Here is a 20071-nt window from a genome sequence, read left to right on the forward strand (position 1 = left end):
TCGCGCGGACGATCGCGATCGAGCCCGACGTCATCCTGCTGGACGAGCCCGCCTCGGCACTCGACCCCATCGCGACCGCCTCGATCGAGGACCTCATCCACACGCTGAAGGCGCGGTACACGATCGTCATCGTCACCCACAACATGCAGCAGGCGGCGCGCGTGGCCAAGTCAACCGTGTTCATGCTCGACGGCGAGGTCGTGGAGCACGCGGAGACGACCAAGCTCTTCACCAATCCGTCCGACGAGCGCACCGAGCGCTACGTCACCGGCAAGTTCGGCTGAAAGGACCTGATCTGCGATGCAGGAGACGCGCCACCAATTCCGCGAGGACCTCAAGGAGCTGGAGCGCCAGGTCCTCGGCGGCCTCGATCTCGTGATCGGGCAGCTCGACCGGGCGCTGGAGTCCGTCAGCTACCAGGACGTCGAGCTGGCTGCGATGGTCGTAGCCGACGACGACCGCATCGACGGCCGCTACCTGGAGGTCCACCAGGGGATCCTGTCGCTGCTCGCGCGCCAGTCGCCCGTCGCGGGGGACCTGCGGCTGATCGCCGCGCTGCTGCACGTCATCAAGCACGTCGAGCGCATGGGCGACCAGTGCGTGAACATCGCCAAGACGATCCCGCTCACCGGCCACGAGCCGCCGGTCCGCGAGGAGGTCCTGGAGCGGATCCTCCGCATGGGGCGCGCGGCGCGCAGCGAGGCCGGGCAGGCCAAGAGGGCGTTCGCGCAGCGCGACGTCGAGCTGGCCGAGGACCTCGTCCGGCAGGACCGCGAGATCAACCTGCTCAACCGCGAGATCTTCCAGCTCGCGATCGACATCGGGACCGATCCCGACACGCGCGAGTGGGGCATGCACATGGTGATGGTCGCCCGGGCGCTGGAGCGCGTGGGCGACAACGCCGTGGACATCGGCGAGCAGACGGCGTTCGTGGTCACGGGGCTGTTCCGCGAGTTCTCGGACTCGTCGCAGCCGCGGGCGAACTTGTGACGCCCGTCACGACCGCGAGATCAGTTGTGATTTTGTTGTGACCGACGACTGGATTTCTGGGCCAGTTGTCGAGGCGTGCGTCTAGACTGCCGGGCGAGATGACGACGGAACGAGGCACGTCGGCGCAGCCCCTGCGGCTCGCCGTCATCGACACCGACTCGGGCTTCCTGCAGGTGTTGGACAAGCGGCTCGAGCGCCTCGGCTGGGAGCATCGGACGCTCGCGTCCGCGGTCCCGGTCGAGACCATCGTCGCGATGCGCTTGAGCGCGCTGGTGGTGGACCTGGCCGTCCTCGGGCCGAGCGGGTGGGAGTACCTGCACCGGCTCTGCTCGGAGTTGCCGGGCCTGGGGGTCGTCGTGTGCACCGGGCAGTCGACGGTCGCCCAGCGCGTCCGCGGCCTGCGGCTCGGGGCCGACGACTGGCTGTCGAAGCCCTGCCATCCGGAGGAGCTGATCGCGCGGGTCGAGGCGGTCGTGCGGCGTCGTCGCCGCGCCGACGCGCGGGCCGAGCGCGGGCCGGTCGCCGCGGGCGAGCTGGAGATCCGCTCCGACCGCTTCCAGGCGTTCGTGGACGGGCGCTCGGTCGACCTCACGCGACGCGAGTTCGAGCTGATCGAGCTGCTGGCCGGGTCCGAGGGCCGCGTCCTGGAGCGCGAGGAGATCTACCAGCGCGTGTGGGGCTACGCGATGGCGCGCGGGGATCGCTCGGTCGACGTGTTCGTCCGCAAGCTGCGCCAGAAGCTGGAGAAGGCGTCGCCGGAGTGGCGCTACATCCACACGCACTTCGGCGTCGGCTACCGCTTCGCGGCGGAGGCGGTCGAGGGCTCGATGGCGGAGTCGCGCGAGGTCGCGGCCGCCCATGCCGAGCCGGCCGACGGTCCGGCCCCGGCGACGCTGGCGCTCGGCGCCGACGACGTCGAGGCCGAGCTGCGGGCGCTGACCTCCTAGCGCCCGCCCGAGCGGCGTATCCTGCGGGTCGTGAGCAAGACGGCGCGCAACGTGCTGATCCTCGTCGCGGTCGCGGCGGTGGTCGCCTTCCTGCCGGGCGGCGGGGATGCCGCGGGCCTCGTGCTGGCGCTGCTGTCGATCGGGATCATGACCGCGTTCGTCCTGCTGGGGATCCGCTTCTACCGCGAGAACCGCGTGGCGGTCTTCTCGCTGGGCGACCAGCATCGGGCGATCGCCTACGCGTCGCTGGGCGCGGTGGTCGTGGCCTTCGCGGGACGGTCCAAGCTGACCCAGACCGCGATCGGCAGCGTCGTGCTCGTGCTGCTGTTCGCCGGGGCGGTGGCGGGCGCCTACGCCGTGTGGCGGCACCACCGCTCCTACGGCTACTGAGCTTCGCCGCAGACCCGCGTAGCGCCGTGACCCCTCGGGCGGGAGCGTCCCGCCCATGTGGATCCTCACGCGCGCCCGCGAGTTCGACTCCGACGACGACGACGGCGGCCAGGCCTCCGTCGAGCTGCTGGCGGTCCTCCCGGTCTTCGGGCTGATCGCCGCCCTCGCCTTCCAGGCCCTCCTGGCGGGGACGAGCTGGTGGTTGGCGTCGGTCGCCGCGCGCGAGGGCGCGCGGGCGGCGGCGCTGGGGCAGGACCCGGTGGCGGCGGCCCGGGCGGCGGTGCCGGGCGCGTTGCGTCCGTCGCGGTCCGGGGTGTCGGTGTCGTCCTCGCGCGACGCCACGGTGACCGTGCGGCTGGCGATCCCGAGCCTGCTCGGGGGCGCGCGGCTGGGGTCGGCGGTCGGCCGGGCCCACATGGAGCCGCAGCGATGATCCGGCGCGCTCGCGCCCGGTTCGGCGCGTGCGACGGCCAGTCGTCGATCGAGCTGCTCGGGATGCTGCCGCTGATCCTGCTCGTCCTGCTGAGCCTGGCGCAGCTGCTGGCCACGGGCGCGGCGCGCTCCGCCGCGTCCGGCGCGGCGGAGGCCGCGGCGGCCGCCGTGCTCCAGCGCACCGGCGACCCGGCGGACGCCGCCCGCGCCGCGGCGCCGTCGTGGTCGCGCTCGCGGATGGCGGTGACCGTCGACGGCCGCCACGTGCGCGTGCGCGTCGCGCCGCGCGCGTTCCTGCCGGGGACCGCGCGGCTGCTGTGGGCGACGGCGGAGGCCGACGCGGGGCCCGTGCCGGAGGCGCGTGCTCCGGGCACCCCGACCCGCCACGTCGTCGCGGCGGGCGCGGCGTGAGCGCCCACGTGGCGGGCCGACTGCGGGAGCTGTTCCTCGCGCCGGACGCGGCGGCGCCGGTCCGGCGCGTGGCCGAGCGCGCCGTTCCGGCGACCGTCGGCGTGCTCGGCCCGGCGCGGGAGGGCGAGGTCGCCGCGGTGGCGTTGGCGGTCGCCGTCGCGCGCGGTCGGCGCGCGCGGTGCGCGGTCGTCTGCCGATGGGACGGCGCGTGCCCCGAGGCGCCCCGCGCGGCGCTCGCGCTCGCGACCCGGGGCGCGCGCCGCCTGGCCGAGCGCCTGGACCGGCGCGGGCTGCCCGCGAGCGCGCGCGGACGGGTGGTGACGGTCGCGCTGCCGCCGGAGCCGGCCGCGGCCCGCGCGGCGATCGAGCGCACGCACGCCGCGATCGACGACCTGCCGCTCGTCGTGCTCGTCGCCGGGCCGCGGCCGCCGGCGCTGGACGCGGTCCTCGCGGCGCTGGATCGCCTGGTGGTCGTCCCCGCGCCGGACGCGCCGTCCGGGCTCTCCGAGCTGGCGGCGACCGCCGCCGCCCGGCTGGGGCGGGGCGTCGCGCGGCTCGACCTGCCCGACACGGCGCTCGCGCGGCTCGTGGCGATCACCGGACGGTCGGTCTCGCCGCGGCTGCGCGCGGCGGCCGCCGCGGCGCTGGGCGGAGGCGACGATGCGTGAGGCGCGAGCGCCGCGCGACGAGGACGGCCAGGCGCTCGTCCTGCTGCTCGCGCTCGTGCTGGCGCTCGTCCTCGGCGGCGCGCTGCTGGCGGCGCTGGCCGCCGGGATCGGCGCCCACCAGGAGCGTCGGGGCATCGCGGACGTCATCGCGCTGGCGGGCGCGGAGGCCATGCGCGCCGCGCGGCCGCGGGTCTTCGAGCCGGCCGAGCTGGACCACGGCGTGCCGAACCCGCGCCACCTCGAGAAGGCGCGGTACCTCGCGCTGGCGCGGGAGGCGGCGATCGCGACCGCGCGGCGCAACGGCGTCCGCCGGGTCGCCGTCGCGTTCCCCGACGCCTCGGCGCTCGCGCCGACGCGCATCGCGATCGCGATCTCCGACCCGATGACGGTCGCCGGACGCCGTCTCGCCGCGCCCGCGCGGGCGGTCGCCGAGATCGCCCCGGTCATCACGCCGACGGCGGGCGCGAGCCTGTCGGGCGCGTACTCCGGACCGTTCGCCGAGCGGCAGGGCAAGCGCATGCGCCCGGACGTCGCGTCGGCCTTCGACCGCCTCGCGGCGGCCGCCCGGCGCGACGGCGTCGCGCTGGTCATCACCAGCGCCTACCGCGGCGACGCCGAGCAGGCGGCGCTCTTCGCCGCCCATCCGGATCCGAGGTGGGTCGCGCGGCCGGGGACGTCGCTGCACCGGCTCGGCACCGAGCTGGACCTGGGCCCGGCGTCGGCCTACGCGTGGCTGGCGGCCAACGCGCGCCGGTTCGGCTTCGTCCAGCGCTACGACTGGGAGCCGTGGCACTACGGCTACACGCGCGCCGCGGGCTCGCGCAGCGTCGGCTACGGCCCTGGCGACGGGCGCTCCGGCGTCCCGTCGTTCGTCCCCGAGCGCTGGGCGCCCGCGATCTCGCGCGCCGCGCAGCGCTGGAACGTCGGCGCCGCGCTGCTCGCCGCGCAGCTCTTCCAGGAGTCGCGTTTCAACCCCTATGCGATCTCGTCGGCGGGCGCGCGGGGGATCGCGCAGCTCATGCCGGACACGGCCAAGGACTACAACCTGACCGATCCGTTCGACGGCGAGGCCGCGATCATGGCCCAGGCGCACCTGATGCACGACCTGCTCGCGCGGTTCGGCTCGGTCCCGCTCGCGCTGGCCGCCTACAACGCGGGGCCGCGGCCGGTCGCCGCGTGCGGCTGCATCCCGTCGATCCCCGAGACCGTCGCCTACGTCAGCGCGATCCTCGGCCTGCTCGGCGGCGCGCGCGATCCCGCGTCGGCTGACATCGGGCTGGCGGTGCGGCTCGTCTCGTGAGTACTGTCCGGTGCCTGACCAACGGCTCAAGGAATGGGCATGTTCTCCGAGGAACCGGCACGAAAGCGACAGGGGGAGTTCCGCGTGAAGAGGCTCGCGTTCGCGTACCACCCGAGATCGTTCGCGACCATGGACGTCAAGGCGGCCGCCGACGGCGTCTGCGACCTCGTGTGGATCGTCGACCACGACCTCGGCGAGACGTCGTCGATGGTGCCGCTGCTGCGGCGCCTGGGCGACGTCGTCGACGTCACCGGCCTCGGCCACGACGCGGCGGCCGCCCGGATCGCCGAGGCCCGGCCCGACGGCATCCTCGCGCTGCACGACCAGCTGCTGAGCTGGACCGCCGAGGTCGCCCAGCGCCTGGGGCTGCCGGGCTTCTCGCCCGAGACCGCGGCGGCCCTCAGCGACAAGCGTGCCCAGCGCGCCGCGCTGGCCGCCGGCGGCGTCCCGATGCCCGCCGTGCTGCCCGTCCCGCCGCGGCGGGACCGCGAGAGCCTCAGCGCGCTGCTCGGCGCCGCGACCTTCCCCGCCGTCATGAAGCCGCGCCGGTCGGACTGCAGCCGCAACACCGTGCTGGTCCGCTCGCGCGCGGAGCTGGTCGCCGCGCTGGACGACGTCGCCCGCCACGCGCCCGCCGACCGCGACGCGCTGCAGCTGGAGGAGTACCTGGGCGACCGCCCGGGCGCGGCGACCGAGGGCGACGACGTCGCCGACTACGTCTCGGTCGAGAGCGTCGTCGTCGCCGGCCGCCCGCGCCACCTCGCGGTCACCGGGCGCTTCCCGCCGGCCGCGCCGCTGCGCGAGACCGGCATGTTCATCCCGGCCGCGATGCCCGCCGACGAGCGCCGGGCCGCGCTCGACCTGGCGACCGCCGCGCTGCAGGCGCTGGGCGTCGAGCGCGGGTGCCTGCACACCGAGGTCAAGATGACGCCGGACGGCCCGCGCGTGATCGAGGTCAACGGCCGCATCGGCGGCGGCGTCCCCGAGATGCTGCGCGACGTCGCCGGGGTCGAGCTGCTGCCGATGGCGCTGCGCGGCGCGCTCGACGTCCAGGAGGACGTCGCGCCGCTGCCGCCGACGACCGGCGTCGGCTACCTGTTCTTCCGCCAGCTTCCGCGGGAGCACCGCCGGGTCGTCTCGATCGACGGCCTCGACGAGCTGCGCGCGCGACCCGGCGTGAGCCAGGTCGTCCTCAACTTCGGCCCCGGCTCGGAGATCGACTGGCGCCTGGGCACCGACGAGTGCGTGTTCACCGTCGAGGGCGTCGCGGCCGACCACGAGGCGCTGCTGGCGATGCGCCGCGCGGTCGAGCACGACGTGGTCGTCGTCGGCGAGGCGGTGCAGGACGCGCCCCGGAAGGCGTCGCGGGCGGGCGAGGACGATGGCGACGCCGACGACCTGGACGGGCGCGACGCGCTGAGCGCGGCCTGATCCGGCCGCGCCGCGCAGCGCTCGCGATCAGGGATCTCCCTGATGTGCACGGCGTCCGTCACCACTAGCGTGCCGCGCCATGATCGGGCGAATCGCGCTCTTGGGCACCGTCGTCGCGCTGGCCGGCAGCGCCGTGGCGGCGGACGCCGGGCAGGCCTCGACGGCAACCACGAGCTTCGGCGACGCGCCCGGCGTCCTGCGGCTGCCCGAGGCCGTGGCGGTCGCGCCCGACGGCGATCTGCTCGTCGGCGACCACTTCTCGGGCCGCGTCCAGCGGTTCCGCGACGGCCGGCTGGTCGGCGCCTTCGGCCTGCGCGGCCAGGGCTGCGGGCGGCTCGGCGCGGTCGGCGGCCTCGCCGCCGACACCCAGGGCAACACCTACGTGTTGGACTCCGACCAGCAGCTCGTGCAGGTCTTCGGCCCCGACGGCGCGTCGCTGCGCTGCTTCGGCGGCAACGGCAGCGGGCCCGGCCGGATGCGCACCGGCTCCGGGGCCTACGCGGCGTCGTCGGCCAGCGGCGGGATCGCGGTCGCCGGCGGCTTCGTCTACGTCGCCGACACGGGCAACGACCGCGTGCAGCGCTTCACGCTCGACGGCAAGAACCCCAAGATCTTCGGCAAGGGCAAGCTCGACACGCCGCAGGGCCTCGCGGTCAAGGGCACGCGGCTGCTCGTCGCCGACGACGGCCACCACCGGATCGCCGAGCTGGACACCACCACCGGCCGCCTCGTCCGCGACAGCGCGGGCGTCGAGCTGCGCTTCCCCTACGACGTCGCCCTCGACGCGCGCGGCGGTGCGTACGTCGCCGACAACAACCTGCACCGGATCGTCCAGCTCGACCGTCGCCTGAAGCGCGTCCGCGCGTGGGGGACCCAGGGCAGCGGCCACGGGCGGTTCGTCTTCCCGCGCGCCGTCGCGGTGCTGCACGGCGGCGGCCTGGTCGTCGCCGACGCCGGCAACGACCGCGTCCAGCAGTTCACCGCCACCGGCCGCTTCGTCCGCGCGATCGGCCTCGACGGCCGCAAGCCGCCGCACGTCACGGCGCCCGCCGACGTCGCCGTCAACGCGCTCGGCGAGGTCGCGGTCGCCGACGGCAACGGCCGCATCTCGTGGTTCTCGCTCGGCGGCGCCTACTACGGCGGCTGGGCGCAGAGCCGGTCCTTCCAGGAGTCGACCGCGGTCGTCAGCTCACCCAATGGCATTGACTTCGCCGGCGACCACGCGGTGCGGGTCGCCGACGGGGGAGAGGTCCGCGAGTACGCCGCCGGCGCGGTCCGGCGGCTGCTGCGCAACGACCCCGGCAGCGGCCCCGGCGCCGCGACGATCGACGTCGCGCCCGACGGCGCCCAGTGGGCGGCGCGGGCCGACGGCCGCTTCGCGCGGATCGAGCAGGGCCGGACGCCGACCTGGCTCGGCGTCAAGCTGCCGTTCGGCCGCTCCGCGAACGCGATCGCCGCGCTGGCCGACGGCACGATCGCGGTCGCCGAGGGCACCTCGCCCCACCAGGACGAGCCCGCCGACGGCACGATCCTGCGCTACGACCTGACCGGCCACCGCGTCGGCACCTGGGCGGTCCCGCGTCCGGCGGGCGGCCTGCCGTCGCGCCCGTCCGGCCTCGTCGCCACGCCGGACGGCGGCGCCTGGGCCTCCGACGCCGCCAACGACCGCCTCCTGCGCTTCGCGCCCGACGGGACGATCGCGCAGACGCTCGGCGCGCCCGGCACCGGCGACGGGCAGCTCGCCGAGCCGCGCGGCCTCGACCTCGACTGCGCCGGCGGCCTCGTCGTCGCCGACAGCGGCAACGACCGGATCGTGCGCTTCGCGAACGTCGCCGACACGACCACCGGCTGCGGCAGCGTCAGCGCGCCGACCGCGGTCGCCGGCCGTCCGCCGCGGCCGGTCGGGCTGAAGCTGCGCACGCTCCGGCGGGTGGCGCGCCCCGCCGCGCGCCTGGGGTCGATCCGCGCCAGCTGTCAGCGCACGTGCACCACGTCGGTCAGCGAGGCGACGGTCGGCGTGTACGGCCACGGCGGCGCGAAGACCTACAACGCGACCGCGACCCGGGTCGGCCGGACCTTCGTCATCAAGATCCCGGCCGCCACCGCCGCGAAGCTCCGCTCCCGCCTGCGCGCGGGCGCTGCGGTCGTCACCGCGGGCGTCGTCGTCACCGCGACGGCCGGCGACGGCGTCCAGGACACCGCGGCGGTCACCTGGACCTTCCATTGATCGGGATCTTCACCGCGCTTGAGGCGGTCTTGAGGCAAGCTCCTAACGTGTAGTGAGCGCGCCGCTGGGTACGGCAACGGACAGCGGCGCAAGAGCCTGACGACGCTCGGCGTCTGCCCAGAGCGTTCTCGCCCGCCCCTCAGCCCCGTGACCGACCGTCCGCCCATGCCCACGGCCGAGCCCGCCACTGCCGCCGCGCCCCGCGCGAGCCGTCCGTCCGCGGAGGCGAAGCCCGCGAGCGGCGGCGGCCGCCTCGACGCGCTCGACGGCCTGCGCGGCCTCGCCGCGCTCGGCGTGCTCGTCCTGCACGTGTGGATGTTCAGCTACGGCGACGACGGCAAGCCGCCGAAGGGCTTCCTCGACTTCTCGCTCGGCGAGCTGCGGCTCGGCGTGCAGCTGTTCTTCGTGTTGTCGGGGTTCTTGATCTTCCGGCCGTTCGCCGCGGCGATCCTCGACGGCGCCGGGAAGGGCCCCAACCTCAAGCGCTACATGATCCGCCGCGCGGCCCGGATCCTGCCCGGCTACTGGCTGGCCCTGGGCGCGAGCTTCCTGCTGCTCAAGCACCTCGACCATCCGATGCAGGTCGATCCCGCGCAGCTGCCGGTCTTCCTCGTCTTCGCCGAGAACCACTTCCTGGAGACGATCAAGCACCTCGACCCGCCGATGTGGACGCTGGCGATCGAGGTGTCGTTCTACGCGACGCTGCCGGTCTTCGGCCTCCTGGCGCTCAAGGCCGTCGGCGGCCTCCGGAGCGGCCGCCGCGCCGCGTTGGCGGCGCTCACGCTGCTGGTCGTCGCGGGCGGCGTGCTCGCCACGATCCTCGCCTACACCCATCGCTGGCCCGAGACGCTGTCGACGTCGCTGCTGCCGCACCTCGTGGAGTTCGGCGCGGGCATGACGGCCGCGGTGCTCCTGCACGGCCGGGGGATGCTCGACCGCCGGGCCGCCGGCGGCCTGGTGCTCCTCGGCCTCGCGCTGGTCGTCGCGAACTCGTGGTGGCACGCGACCGGCCAGAGCACGAAGGAGGTGCGGTCGTGGGTGGGCGACGCGCCCGGCATCGCCGGCCTGGCGATCGTCCTCGCCGTCCTCGTCGCCGGGCCGTGGCGCGCGCGGCTGCTGTCGCGCGGGCCCGCGAAGTGGCTGGGCGCGATCTCCTACGGCGTCTACCTGATCCACTTCCCGGTCATCGTCTTCCTGCGCATGACCGAGCGCTGGCCCGAGGACTCCCTCGGCCAGGAGCTGCTCAAGGTGATGGCCATCACGATCCCGCTGGCCACGCTCTCGTGGCTGTGCGTCGAGCGGCCGGCGATCCGCTGGGCGCGGCGGACGACCGCGCGGCCCCGGACCCGACGCGAGCCGCACCGCCAGCGCACCGGCGAGCGACCCGCGCTGCGTCCGCGGCCCGCGGAGGGCTACTCGCGCTAGTCGCGCTCGACGATCGCCACGACGCCCTGGCCGCCGGCGGCGCAGACCGAGATCAGCGCGCGGCCCGAGCCCTTCTCGGCCAGCAGCTTCGCGGCGGTGGCCAGGATGCGCCCGCCGGTCGCGGCGAACGGGTGGCCGGCGGCCAGCGACGAGCCGTTGACGTTCAGCTTGGCGCGGTCGATCGAGCCCAGCGGGCCCTTCAGCCCGAGGTGCTCCCGGCAGAACTCCGCGTCCTCCCAGGCGGCCAGCGTCGCCAGCACCTGCGACGCGAACGCCTCGTGGATCTCGAAGAAGTCGAAGTCCGCGAACGTCAGCCCGGCGCGCTCGAGCATCTTCGGCACCGCGTAGACCGGGGCCATCAGCAGGCCCTCGTCGCCGTGGATGTAGGGGACGGCGCTCGTCTGCGAGTGCGTCAGGTGCGCGAGCACCGGGAAGTGGCGCTGCTCGGCCCACTCGTCGGTGGACAGCAGCACGGCCGACGCGCCGTCCGACAGCGGCGTCGAGTTGGCCGCGGTCATCGTCGGATGCTCGTCGCGCACGCCGAAGACCGGCTTGAGCTTGGCGAGCTTCTCGACCGTCGAGTCCGGGCGCAGGTTCTGGTCGCGCGACAGGCCGAGGTAGGGCGTGACCAGGTCGTCGAAGAACCCGCGGTCGTAGGCGGCGGCCAGGCGCTGGTGCGAGGTCGCCGCCAGCTCGTCCTGGGCCTCGCGCGAGATGTTCCACGCGCGCGCCGTGATCGCGGCGTGCTCGCCCATCGACAGGCCGGTGCGCGGCTCGGCGTTGCGCGGGACGTCGGGCGCCAGGTGCGACGGGCGCACGTGCGCCAGCAGCTTGACCTTGTCGCCCGTCGACTTGGAGGCGTTGACCTTCACCAGCAGGCGACGGAGGTCGTCGTTGACGCCGAGCGGGGCGTCGGAGGTCGTGTCGACGCCGCCCGCGATCGCCACGTCGGCCTGGCCGAGCTTGATCTTGTTGGAGGCCAACACGGCCGCCTGGATGCCGGTGTCGCAGGCCTGCTGGACGTCGAAGGCGGGGGTGGCGTCGTCCAGCGCGGAGCCCATGACGCACTCGCGCACGAGGTTGAAGTCGCGCGCGTGCTTGAGCACGGCGCCGGCGACGACCTCGTCGACGGTCTCGCCGGCGAGCCCGAAGCGGGCGATCAGGCCGTCGAGCGCGCTGGTGAGCATGTCCTGGTTGGACGCCTGCGCGTAGGGGCCGTTCGAGCGCGCGAACGGGATCCGGTTGCCGCCGAGGATCGCGGCGCGGCGGGGGGTGGAGTTCTTGGTCTTGGCAGGCATGTGACATCGAAGAATGTAACATCGAACCGTGTCGCCGACCGCTGATCGCTACCAACGCCTCACGTCCACGCCGCCCGGCCGCTTCCTGTCGAGCCGCCTGGGCCTCCCGGAGTCGACGCCGCTGCGCCGCTACGAGCCGGGGCAACCGCTGCTCGTCGGCCCCGCGCTCATCGGCGGCGCGCCCGAGCACCGCCTGCTCCCGGTCGTCGAGCGCGTCCTGAAGGACGCCGGCGCGCGGACCGTCGCCGAGGCGCCCGCCGAGGGCGCGGGCGCCAAGCTCGGCGCGGTCGTCTTCGACGCCTCCGGGATCACCGCCTCCGAGGACCTCGCCGCGCTGCGCGAGTTCTTCTCGCCGGCGATCGACCGGATCGCCGCCTCCGGCCGCCTGATCGTGCTCGGCACGCCGCCCGAGCAGGCCGCCGACCGCCGCCACCACGTCGCCCAGCGCGCGCTGGAGGGCTTCGTGCGCAGCGCGGCCAAGGAGCTGCGCCACGGCGCGACCGGCAACCTCGTCTACGTCGCGCCCGGCGCGCAGGACGCGCTGGAGTCCACGCTGCGCTTCCTCTTGTCCTCCAAGTCGGCCTACGTGTCGGGCCAGGTCGTCCGCGTCGACGAGGGCGGCGCGGACGCGCCGAAGGACTGGGACGCGCCGCAGGCCGGCCGCGTCGCCGCGGTCACCGGCGCGTCGCGCGGCATCGGCGAGGCGATCGCCCGGACGCTCGCGCGCGACGGCGCCCATGTTGTCGTCATCGACATCCCCCAGCAGGGCGAGGACCTGGCGAAGGTCGCCAACGCGATCGGCGGCACGGCGCTGACGCTCGACATCACCGCCGACGACGCGCCCGCCGCGCTGGCCGCGCACCTGCAGGAGCGCCACGGCGGCGTCGACGTCGTCGTCCACAACGCGGGCATCACGCGCGACCGCACGCTGGCGCGGATGAAGCCCGAGCGCTGGGACGCGGTGCTCGAGGTCAACCTGTCGGCCCAGGAGCGGCTCAACGACGCGTTGTTGTTGGCCAACCTGATCGGCGACGGCGGCCGCGTCATCACGGTGTCGTCGATCGGCGGCATCGCGGGCAACCGCGGCCAGACGAACTACGGCGCGTCGAAGGCCGGCGTGATCGGGATCGTCGAGACGCTCGCGCCCGAGCTGGCGCAGCGCGGCGCGACGATCAACGCGGTCGCGCCCGGGTTCATCGAGACGCAGATGACCGCCGCGATGCCGCTGTTCGTCCGCGAGGGCGGGCGGCGCATGAACTCGCTGACGCAGGGCGGCCTGCCGATCGACGTCGCCGAGACGATCGCCTGGTTCGCGTCGCCGGCCAGCGGCGGGGTGAACGGCAACGTCGTCCGGGTCTGCGGCCAGTCGCTGATCGGCGCATGAGCGGCGACGCCACGACCCGCACGCTCGACGGCCCGCCCGGCGCGGCCTCGCTCTACCCGCGCGCGGTCGCGGGGACCTACGCGCTGCCGCTGCTGCGCGGTGTACCCCTGATCGGGCCGGGCCAGGCGAAGGGGTTGCCCGACCTGGCCTTCGCGCTCCAGGACGTGGCGCTGGACGGCGGCCACGTCGCCGACTACGCGCGCGTCTGCGGGTTCTCGCTGCGCGACGCGGTGCCGCCGACGTACCTGCACGTCCTGGCCTTCCCGCTGCAGATGCGGCTGATGACCGACTCGTCGTTCCCGTTCGGCGTGCTCGGGCTGGTGCACGTGGAGAACCGAATCGAGGTCGTCCGTCCGGTGGCGGTGGGGGAGGCGGTGTCCTTCCGCGTCCACGCCGAGGACCTCCGCGACCACCCGCGCGGCAAGCAGTTCGACATGGTGTCCTTGGCCACGGTCGACGGCGAGCGCGTGTGGGAGGGCCGGTCGACGTACCTGCGCCGCGGCGGCGGGACCGGGGGCGGGGGCGCGAAGGAGGACCGTCCGGAGCCGCCCGCCGCCGAGGCGATCTGGAAGGTCCCGGCCGACATCGGCCGCCGCTACGGCGCGGTGTCCGGCGACCGCAACCCGATCCACCTGCACAACCTGTCGGCCAAGGTCTTCGGGATGCCGTGCGCGATCGCGCACGGGATGTGGCTGAAGGCGCGCGCCCTGGCGGCGCTGGAGTCCGAGCTGCCGGAGGCCTTCGTCGTCGACGTGCGCTTCAAGCTGCCCGTGCTGCTGCCGGCGACCGTCGGCTTCTCGACCCGGGCCGCCGACGGCGGCCGCGCCTTCGCGCTGCACGACGCCAAGAAGGGCCTGCCGCACCTCGAGGGCGCGTGGTCCTCAGGCATCCGGGTCGCCTGATGACTGCTATGCAGTCATAGAGCGACCCGGATCCCCGGCCGCGCGCCCGAAGACGACCTCGGCGGCGGGCATCGGCCGCCCGAGGCCGAAGCCCTGCGCCACGTCGCACCCGAGCGCGCGGACGACCGCCAGGCACTCCGCGTCCTCGATCCCCTCGGCCACGACGCGCAGCCCCAGCGAGCGTCCGAGGTCCACGATCGTGCGCGCGATCGCCCGGTGGGCGGCGTTGACCGCCACGTCGGACACGAACGAGCGGTCGATCTTCAGCTCGTCGACCGGCAGCGTCGCCAGGCGCGACAGCGACGCGTGGCCGGTCCCGAAGTCGTCCAGCGACAGCCCGACGCCCAGGTCGCGCAGGCCCTCCAGCACGGACACGCACCGCTCGGCGTCGGCCAGCACCGACGTCTCGGTGACCTCGAAGCGCAGCGCGCTCGCGGGCACGCCGTGGCGCTCCAGCGCCGCGCGGACGATCCCGGGCAGCTCGACGTCCAGCAGGTTCGCGGTCGCAAGGTTCACGGCCACCTCGACGGCCTCGCCCCGCGCCCGCCACGCGGCGACGTCGGCGAGCGCGAGCTCCAGGACCTGCAGCGCCAGCGGGCCCATCGCGTTGGTCTGCTCGGCCAGCGGCAGGAACGCGGCGGGTGCCAGGAGGCCCTCGGTCGGGTGGCGCCAGCGGACCAGCGCCTCGGTCGACGTCACCGCGCCGGTCGCCAGGTCGACCTTCGGCTGGTGCACGACCACCAGCTCGCCCGCGGCGATCGCGCCGCGCAGCTGGCCGGCCAGCGCGAGCTGGTCGGGCGTGTGGTGGTCCCGGCCCGCGTCGTAGACCTCGACGCCGCTGCGGCGCTCCTTGGCCAGGTACATGGCGATGTCGGCGCGCTGCAGCAGGCCCGACGCGTCGGTCGCGTGCTCGGGGTGGTGCGCGACGCCGATCGAGCCGTCCACGCGCAGCGCGATCCCGCGCAGGTCGAACGGCTCCTCCAACATGTTCAACAGCTCGTGCGCGACCATCAGCGCCCGCCGCGGCTCGCCGGGCGTGCCCGCGACGATGATCCCGAACTCGTCGCCGCCCAGGCGCGCCAGGACGTCGCTCGGGCCCAGGACCGCGCGCAGCCGCGGCCCGATCCGTCGCAGCAGCTCGTCGCCGGCGGCGTGCCCGAGCGTGTCGTTGAGCTCCTTGAAGTGGTCGAGGTCCAGCAGCAGCAGGGACGCGCGCTCGCCGCCGCGCACCACCCGCTCCAGGTGCCAGGTCAGCGCGCGGCGGTTGGCCAGCCCGGTCAGCTCGTCGGTCCGCGCCTCGGCGCGGCGCTCGCCCAGCTCGCGGACCTCGCGGAACGTCAGCACGGTCCGGCCGACCGCGACGGCGATCGCCACGCAGGCCAGGACGAACGCCGGCGTGGGGATCGCGACGACGCGGCTCAGCGCGACGATCGCCAACCCGCACAACGTGCACAGCGCGGGCAGCAGCACGACCGTCGTGCCCGCCCACTCCATCTCGAAGCGTCGCGCCCGCGCCCACGGCGCGAAGGCCATGATCGCGCAGCCGACCGGCCAGGTCGCGGTGACCGTCGAGCCCGTCACGTAGCGGCCGCTCGAGGTCTGGAACATGAACAGCGCGTCGCCGATCGCGAAGACCGCCAGGCCGACGCCGAACACGATCAGCGACCGCATCGGCCGACCGCCGTGCAGCACGAGCGTGCCGGCGATCAGCGCCAGCACGAGCAGGTCGGCGACCGGGTAGGCGAGCGTGACCGCGACGGTCTGCACGCTGCCGCCGGTCGCGTCGGCGACCCAGTCGAAGCACACCGCGGCCGCGATCGCCGCGACCGTGAGGCCCGCGACGACACCGTCCAGCCACATCGACGCGTGGATCCGCGCGCCGCGCGCCCGCAGCAGCTGGCCGAGCGCCAGGTAGGCGGGCGGGTAGAAGCCGAGATAGCCGATGTCGGAGACCGACGGGACCGGGGCGCTGCCGCCCGGGCCGATCTGAACGAGCCAGGCGACGTAGCCGGCGGTCCACAGCGCGATCGCGCTCGCCAGCGCCACGCAGAACCGGCGCTCCTCGCGGACCTGCGCCGCCCGCGCGACGACGAGCGCGATCGACAGCAGCAGCGCCGCCATCGGCAGCGTCGCGTCCAGCCACCACACGTAGCGCGCGTGGCCACGGACCAGCGGGACCGTCGACACCAAGTAGGCACCGGCGGTCAGCCCGACGCAGAGCGCGAGCCTGCGCACCCAGGGGCCGGCGGCAGAAGTCCCCATATGCGCAGGGTTCGGCGGCGATCATGGCACGCTGGATCCCCCGAACGTGGTAGATCGGGGGATCCAGGGCTCGGCCGTGCCGCTTTCGAGCGGTCTCCGGCGACGGCCTCAGGCGACGGCCTCGGCCGGCTCGGCGACGGCCGTCGGGCCCGTGGGCTCGGCCTCCGCCGGCGCGCCGAGCGGCAGATCGCGCAGCACGGCCCAGCAGGCCACGGCGCCGACGAGGCAGACCGCCGTGCAGACCCACAGCGCGTGGTGCAGGCCGTCGACGTAGGACTGCGGATCCCCGCCGCCCAGCGCCGCGCCCGCCGGGACCAGCGCGCCGAGCGCCGCGACGCCGACCGCGATGCCCGCCTGGCGGAACGTGTCGTTGACGCCCGCGGCCAGGCCGCTCTGGCGCTCCTCGACCGACCCCAGCGCGAAGTGCGAGATGGAGGGGTTGAAGAGGCCCGTGCCGATCATCGCCACGATCGAGCCCGGCAGGCCGACCGTCCACGACGAGTCGACCCGCGCCACCGTCAGCAGCGCCATCCCGACGCCGACCAGGAGCAGGCCGACCACGACCATCATCCGACTCGACACCTTCGCCTGCATCGCGCTCGTGGCGCCCGCGACGAAGAACGAGATCGCGGTCGCCGGCAGGTAGACGAGGCCGGCCTCGATCGCGCTGAGGCCGAGGATCTGCTGCATGTAGAGCGTGACGTAGAAGAACACCGCGAACCACGACGCGGAGATCGCGAAAGCGCCGATCTGCGCACCGGTGAACGATCCGTTGCGGAAGAGGTTCAGCGGCAGCATCGGCTCCTTGACGTAGGACTCGATCGCCAGGAACGCGACCAGCAGGACGGCCGCGCAGGAGAACAGCGCGACGATCTCGGTCGAGCCCCAGCCGTCCTCGTTGCCGCGCAGCAGCGCGAGGATCAGCAGGAACAGGCCGCCGGTCAGCGTCAGCAGGCCGCCGAGGTCGACGCGGCGGGCGTGCGCGTCCTTGGACTCGGCGACGAACGTGCGCGTGATCCACAGGCACAGCAGGCCCAGCGGGATGTTCACGAAGAAGATCCAGCGCCAGCTGAGGCCGGAGGTCAGCGCGCCGCCGACCAGCGGGCCGACGGCGAACGCGGCGCCGATCGTCGCGCCGTAGGCGGCCAGGGCGCCCGCGCGCTCGCGGGCGTCGGGGAACGCGTTGGCCAGCAGCGCCAGCGAGACCGCGAACATGATCGCGGCGCCGACGCCCTGCACCGCGCGGACCGCGTTGAGCACGGCGATGTCGTCGGCCAGGCCGCAGAGCAGCGAGGCCACGGTGAAGATCGCCAGGCCGACGAGGAACAGGCGCCGGCGGCCGAAGCGGTCGGCCAGCGAGCCGGCCGTGAGCACGACCGAGGCGAGCGCCAGCGTGTAGGCGTCGACCACCCACTGCAGGCCCGAGAGGCCCGTGTCGAGGTCGGACGCGATCTTGGACAGGGCCGTGTTGACCACGGCGATGTCCAGCATGAGCATGGCGGTCGCGACGCAGACGACGGCCAGCGTCCAGCGCTGGATCGCGGATGGTGAGGGGGAGGAGAAGGTCATCTTGGCCCCCACCGTGACGGCCCTCGCGGGGATGCGAAATGAGGGAACCGCCTAGTCCTGCGCTGCCGGGCGGCATGCCGAACGCCGCCGGGTGCGGTTACCCGGCGGTGGCGAGGGGCGCGGCGACGGGCGTGAGCGTGACCGGGATCCCGTTGAGGATCGCGGTGCCGGTGAGCGGCTCGACCGCGGTCTCGTCGGTCAGCACGTTGGAGTTGACGCCGGCGTGGGCGCGGGCGACGCCCATCGCGACGCCGTCGAGGTCGTGGCCCCAGCCGTGGGGCAGCGAGACGACGCCGGGACGGATGTCCTCGGTGACCTCGACGGTCGCGGTCAGCTGCCCCACGCGCGAGCGGACGCCGGCGGGCGCGCCGTCGACCAGCGCCAGCCGGGCGGCGTCGTCGGGGTGGACGTGCAGCGTGCAGCGCTCCGGGCCGCGGACGAGCAGCGGCAGGTTGTGCATCCAGGAGTTGTTGGAGCGCAGGTGGCGGCGGCCGATGAGCACGAGCTGCCCGGGGTCGGCGTCGGCGGCCGCGTCCAGCGCGTCGTGCAGGCGGGCGACGTCGGCGACCAGCGCGGGCGGCGCCAGCTCGACGCGGCCCGACGGCGTGCGCAGGACCTCGGGCAGGCGCGGGGCCAGGGGGCCGAGGTCGACGCCGTGCGGCCGCGCTTCGAGGTCGGCGAGCGTGAGGTCGTAGGGGCCGGTGCGCAGCAGCAGGTCGACCATCCGCTCGGTGCCCGTGCGCGGCGCCAGCTCCGCCAGGACGTCCTCGACGTCGCGCCCGTGCCACGGCGAGCGCTCGTCGGCGACCTCCTTGCCGATCGCGGCGCGCGCGACGAAGTCGTCGATCGCGGCGACGTCGGCGTCCGGGCCCTGGCCGGTGACGACGCCGACCAGCCGCAGGACGGTCCTCCACTCGTCGGGCATCCCGGCCGGGCGCGGCAGGACCGGCGGCGACCAGTTCGCGTGGTTGCGCACGCTGAAGCCCTGGAAGACGAGGTCGAAGTGCGCCTTCTCCAGCGGCGAGGGCGCGGGCAGGATGACGTCGGCGTGGCGCGTGGTCTCGTTGACGTAGATGTCGACCGACACCATGAAGTCGAGCGCGTCGAGCGCGGTCGCCAGGCGCGCGGAGTTCGGCGTCGAGATCACCGGGTTGCCCGCGATCGTCAGCAGCGCGCGGATCCGGCCCGCGCCGGGCGTGTCGATCTCCTCGGCCAGCGCGGCGGCGGGCAGCTCGCCGAAGACCTCGGGCAGCCCGCGCACGCGCGACGTCCAGCGCCCGAAGGCCGCGCCGCGCCCGCGCCCCGGCGCGCCCTTGGTGTTCGGCAGGCCCCCGGCGGGCAGCGGGAACATCGCGCCGCCGGGGCGGTCGAGGTTGCCGGTGACGACGTTGAGGACGTCGATCAGCCACGAGGCGGTCGTGCCGAAGGCCTGCGTGGTCGTGCCGATGCGGCCGTAGGCGACGGCGGACGGCGCGGTGGCGAAGGCGCGCGCGACCCGGCGGATCGCGTCGGCGTCCAGGCCGGTGGCGGGCGCGACGGCCTCGGGGGCGAAGTCCCGGGCGAGCGCGCGGACGGTGGCGAGGTCGTCGTCGGAGACGTGCGGCGACGGCGGCGTCGCCTCCAGCCCCTCGTCGAAGACCACGTGCAGCAACGCCATCAACAACAGCGCGTCGGTGCCCGGCCGGATCGCCAGGTGCTCGTCGGCCTCCCGCGCGGTGCGCGAGCGGCGCGGGTCGACGACGACGATCGTCCCGCCGCGCCGGCGGATCGCGCGCAGCCGCCCGCGCACGTCGGGCGCGGTCATCAGCGAGCCGTTGGACGCCATCGGGTTGGCGCCCAGGCAGAGCAGGAAGTCCGTGCGGTCGAGGTCCGGGATCGCGACCGTCGTGCCGCTGCCGAACAGCAGCGCGGAGGCGGCCTGCTTCGGGTACTGGTCGACGGTCGAGGCGCTGAAGATCTGCTTGGTCCCGATGGCCTTCAACAAGACCTTCCCGTACAACAGGAACGCGAGCGAGTGCGCGGCCGGGTTGCCGACGTAGGCGCCGACCGCGTCGCGGCCGTGCTCCTCGACGATCGCCGGGAGGCGCCGCGCGATCAGCGCGAACGCCTCGTCCCACGTCGCGGGCGCGAACGACCCGTCGGCCTGCCGGACCAGCGGCGTGCGCACGCGATCCGCGTCGTCGTGCAGCTCCTTGATCGAGACGCCCTTCGGGCAGATGAACCCGTGGCTGAGGACGTCGTCGGCGTCGCCGCGCACCTTCGTCACCGTGTGCGCGGCCGCGTCGACCTCCAGCGCGAGGCCGCACGTCGCCTCGCAGAGCGGACAGGTCCGGAACGCGACGGGCATCGGGTGACCGTACTCCGACATCCGACACTCGTCCAACCGCCACATCCCCACCTCAACGGCGCTCACCGCCGTCCGATGCCTGAGAGGG

16 protein-coding genes and 1 pseudogene are annotated in these 20071 nt (G+C 74.7%); 13 read left to right on the top strand and 4 right to left on the bottom strand.

The window, feature by feature from the left end; genetic code table 11:
• The 11 genes and pseudogenes from pstB to VFG42_RS12185 form a co-directional block, all read left to right on the top strand.
• Positions 1–284 (top strand): annotated as a pseudogene (gene pstB, locus VFG42_RS12135) (phosphate ABC transporter ATP-binding protein); the annotation flags it as partial.
• A gap of 16 nt (positions 285–300) precedes the next feature.
• The gene (phoU, locus tag VFG42_RS12140) at positions 301–990 is read left to right on the top strand and encodes a phosphate signaling complex protein PhoU (protein ID WP_324908709.1); all 690 of its coding nucleotides are present in this window, start codon (positions 301–303) and stop codon (positions 988–990) included.
• A gap of 98 nt (positions 991–1088) precedes the next feature.
• The gene (locus tag VFG42_RS12145; protein WP_324908711.1) at positions 1089–1937 is read left to right on the top strand and encodes a response regulator transcription factor; all 849 of its coding nucleotides are present in this window, start codon (positions 1089–1091) and stop codon (positions 1935–1937) included.
• Between the two features lie 30 nt (positions 1938–1967).
• Positions 1968–2327 carry a hypothetical protein gene (locus tag VFG42_RS12150; RefSeq protein WP_324908713.1) on the top strand — a complete coding sequence of 120 codons (360 nt, stop codon included), beginning with the start codon at positions 1968–1970 and terminating at the stop codon, positions 2325–2327.
• Between the two features lie 55 nt (positions 2328–2382).
• Positions 2383–2760, top strand: coding sequence for a hypothetical protein (locus VFG42_RS12155; protein ID WP_324908715.1), 378 nt, complete (start codon positions 2383–2385; stop codon positions 2758–2760).
• Positions 2757–3170: a hypothetical protein gene (locus VFG42_RS12160; RefSeq protein ID WP_324908717.1), complete on the top strand. Its 414-nt coding sequence runs from the start codon at positions 2757–2759 to the stop codon at positions 3168–3170. Before VFG42_RS12155 ends, VFG42_RS12160 begins: the two co-directional genes overlap by 4 nt.
• Positions 3167–3838, top strand: a complete 672-nt coding sequence (locus VFG42_RS12165) for a hypothetical protein (RefSeq protein ID WP_324908719.1) — start codon at positions 3167–3169, stop codon at positions 3836–3838. Before VFG42_RS12160 ends, VFG42_RS12165 begins: the two co-directional genes overlap by 4 nt.
• A complete protein-coding gene (locus VFG42_RS12170) occupies positions 3831–5138 on the top strand; it encodes a transglycosylase SLT domain-containing protein (RefSeq protein WP_324908721.1) in 1308 nt (435 codons plus the stop codon). The genes VFG42_RS12165 and VFG42_RS12170 overlap by 8 nt, the downstream gene beginning before the upstream one ends.
• A 129-nt stretch (positions 5139–5267) precedes the next feature.
• Positions 5268–6569, top strand: a complete 1302-nt coding sequence (locus VFG42_RS12175; protein ID WP_324908723.1) for an ATP-grasp domain-containing protein — start codon at positions 5268–5270, stop codon at positions 6567–6569.
• 79 nt (positions 6570–6648) lie between these two features.
• The gene (locus VFG42_RS12180) at positions 6649–8796 is read left to right on the top strand and encodes an NHL repeat-containing protein (RefSeq protein WP_324908725.1); all 2148 of its coding nucleotides are present in this window, start codon (positions 6649–6651) and stop codon (positions 8794–8796) included.
• A 165-nt stretch (positions 8797–8961) separates the two neighbouring features.
• Positions 8962–10221, top strand: coding sequence for an acyltransferase (locus tag VFG42_RS12185; protein ID WP_324908727.1), 1260 nt, complete (start codon positions 8962–8964; stop codon positions 10219–10221).
• On the opposite strand, the gene VFG42_RS12190 is transcribed toward VFG42_RS12185, so the two are convergent.
• Positions 10218–11519 carry an acetyl-CoA C-acetyltransferase gene (locus VFG42_RS12190; RefSeq protein WP_324908729.1) on the bottom strand — a complete coding sequence of 434 codons (1302 nt, stop codon included), beginning with the start codon at positions 11517–11519 and terminating at the stop codon, positions 10218–10220. The genes VFG42_RS12185 and VFG42_RS12190 overlap by 4 nt on opposite strands.
• 28 nt (positions 11520–11547) lie before the next feature.
• Between VFG42_RS12190 and VFG42_RS12195 the strand changes: the two genes are divergently transcribed.
• Together VFG42_RS12195 and VFG42_RS12200 are read left to right on the top strand one after the other, a co-directional pair.
• Positions 11548–12903 carry a 3-oxoacyl-ACP reductase gene (locus VFG42_RS12195; RefSeq protein WP_324908731.1) on the top strand — a complete coding sequence of 452 codons (1356 nt, stop codon included), beginning with the start codon at positions 11548–11550 and terminating at the stop codon, positions 12901–12903.
• On the top strand, positions 12900–13805 hold the full coding sequence (locus VFG42_RS12200) for a MaoC/PaaZ C-terminal domain-containing protein (protein ID WP_324908733.1): 906 nt from the start codon (positions 12900–12902) through the stop codon (positions 13803–13805). The genes VFG42_RS12195 and VFG42_RS12200 overlap by 4 nt, the downstream gene beginning before the upstream one ends.
• Positions 13806–13811: 6 nt before the next feature.
• On the opposite strand, the gene VFG42_RS12205 is transcribed toward VFG42_RS12200, so the two are convergent.
• The 3 genes from VFG42_RS12205 to VFG42_RS12215 form a co-directional block, all read right to left on the bottom strand.
• Positions 13812–16067, bottom strand: a complete 2256-nt coding sequence (locus VFG42_RS12205) for a putative bifunctional diguanylate cyclase/phosphodiesterase (RefSeq protein WP_324908735.1) — start codon at positions 16065–16067, stop codon at positions 13812–13814.
• A gap of 108 nt (positions 16068–16175) precedes the next feature.
• Positions 16176–17636, bottom strand: a complete 1461-nt coding sequence (locus VFG42_RS12210; protein ID WP_324908737.1) for an MFS transporter — start codon at positions 17634–17636, stop codon at positions 16176–16178.
• 97 nt (positions 17637–17733) lie between these two features.
• On the bottom strand, positions 17734–19983 hold the full coding sequence (locus VFG42_RS12215) for a molybdopterin-dependent oxidoreductase (RefSeq protein ID WP_324908739.1): 2250 nt from the start codon (positions 19981–19983) through the stop codon (positions 17734–17736).
• Positions 19984–20071: the final 88 nt, after the last annotated feature.

Origin of the sequence: Baekduia sp. (genome assembly GCF_035685985.1) — a bacterium.
Classification (GTDB): Bacteria; Actinomycetota; Thermoleophilia; order Solirubrobacterales; family Solirubrobacteraceae; genus Baekduia.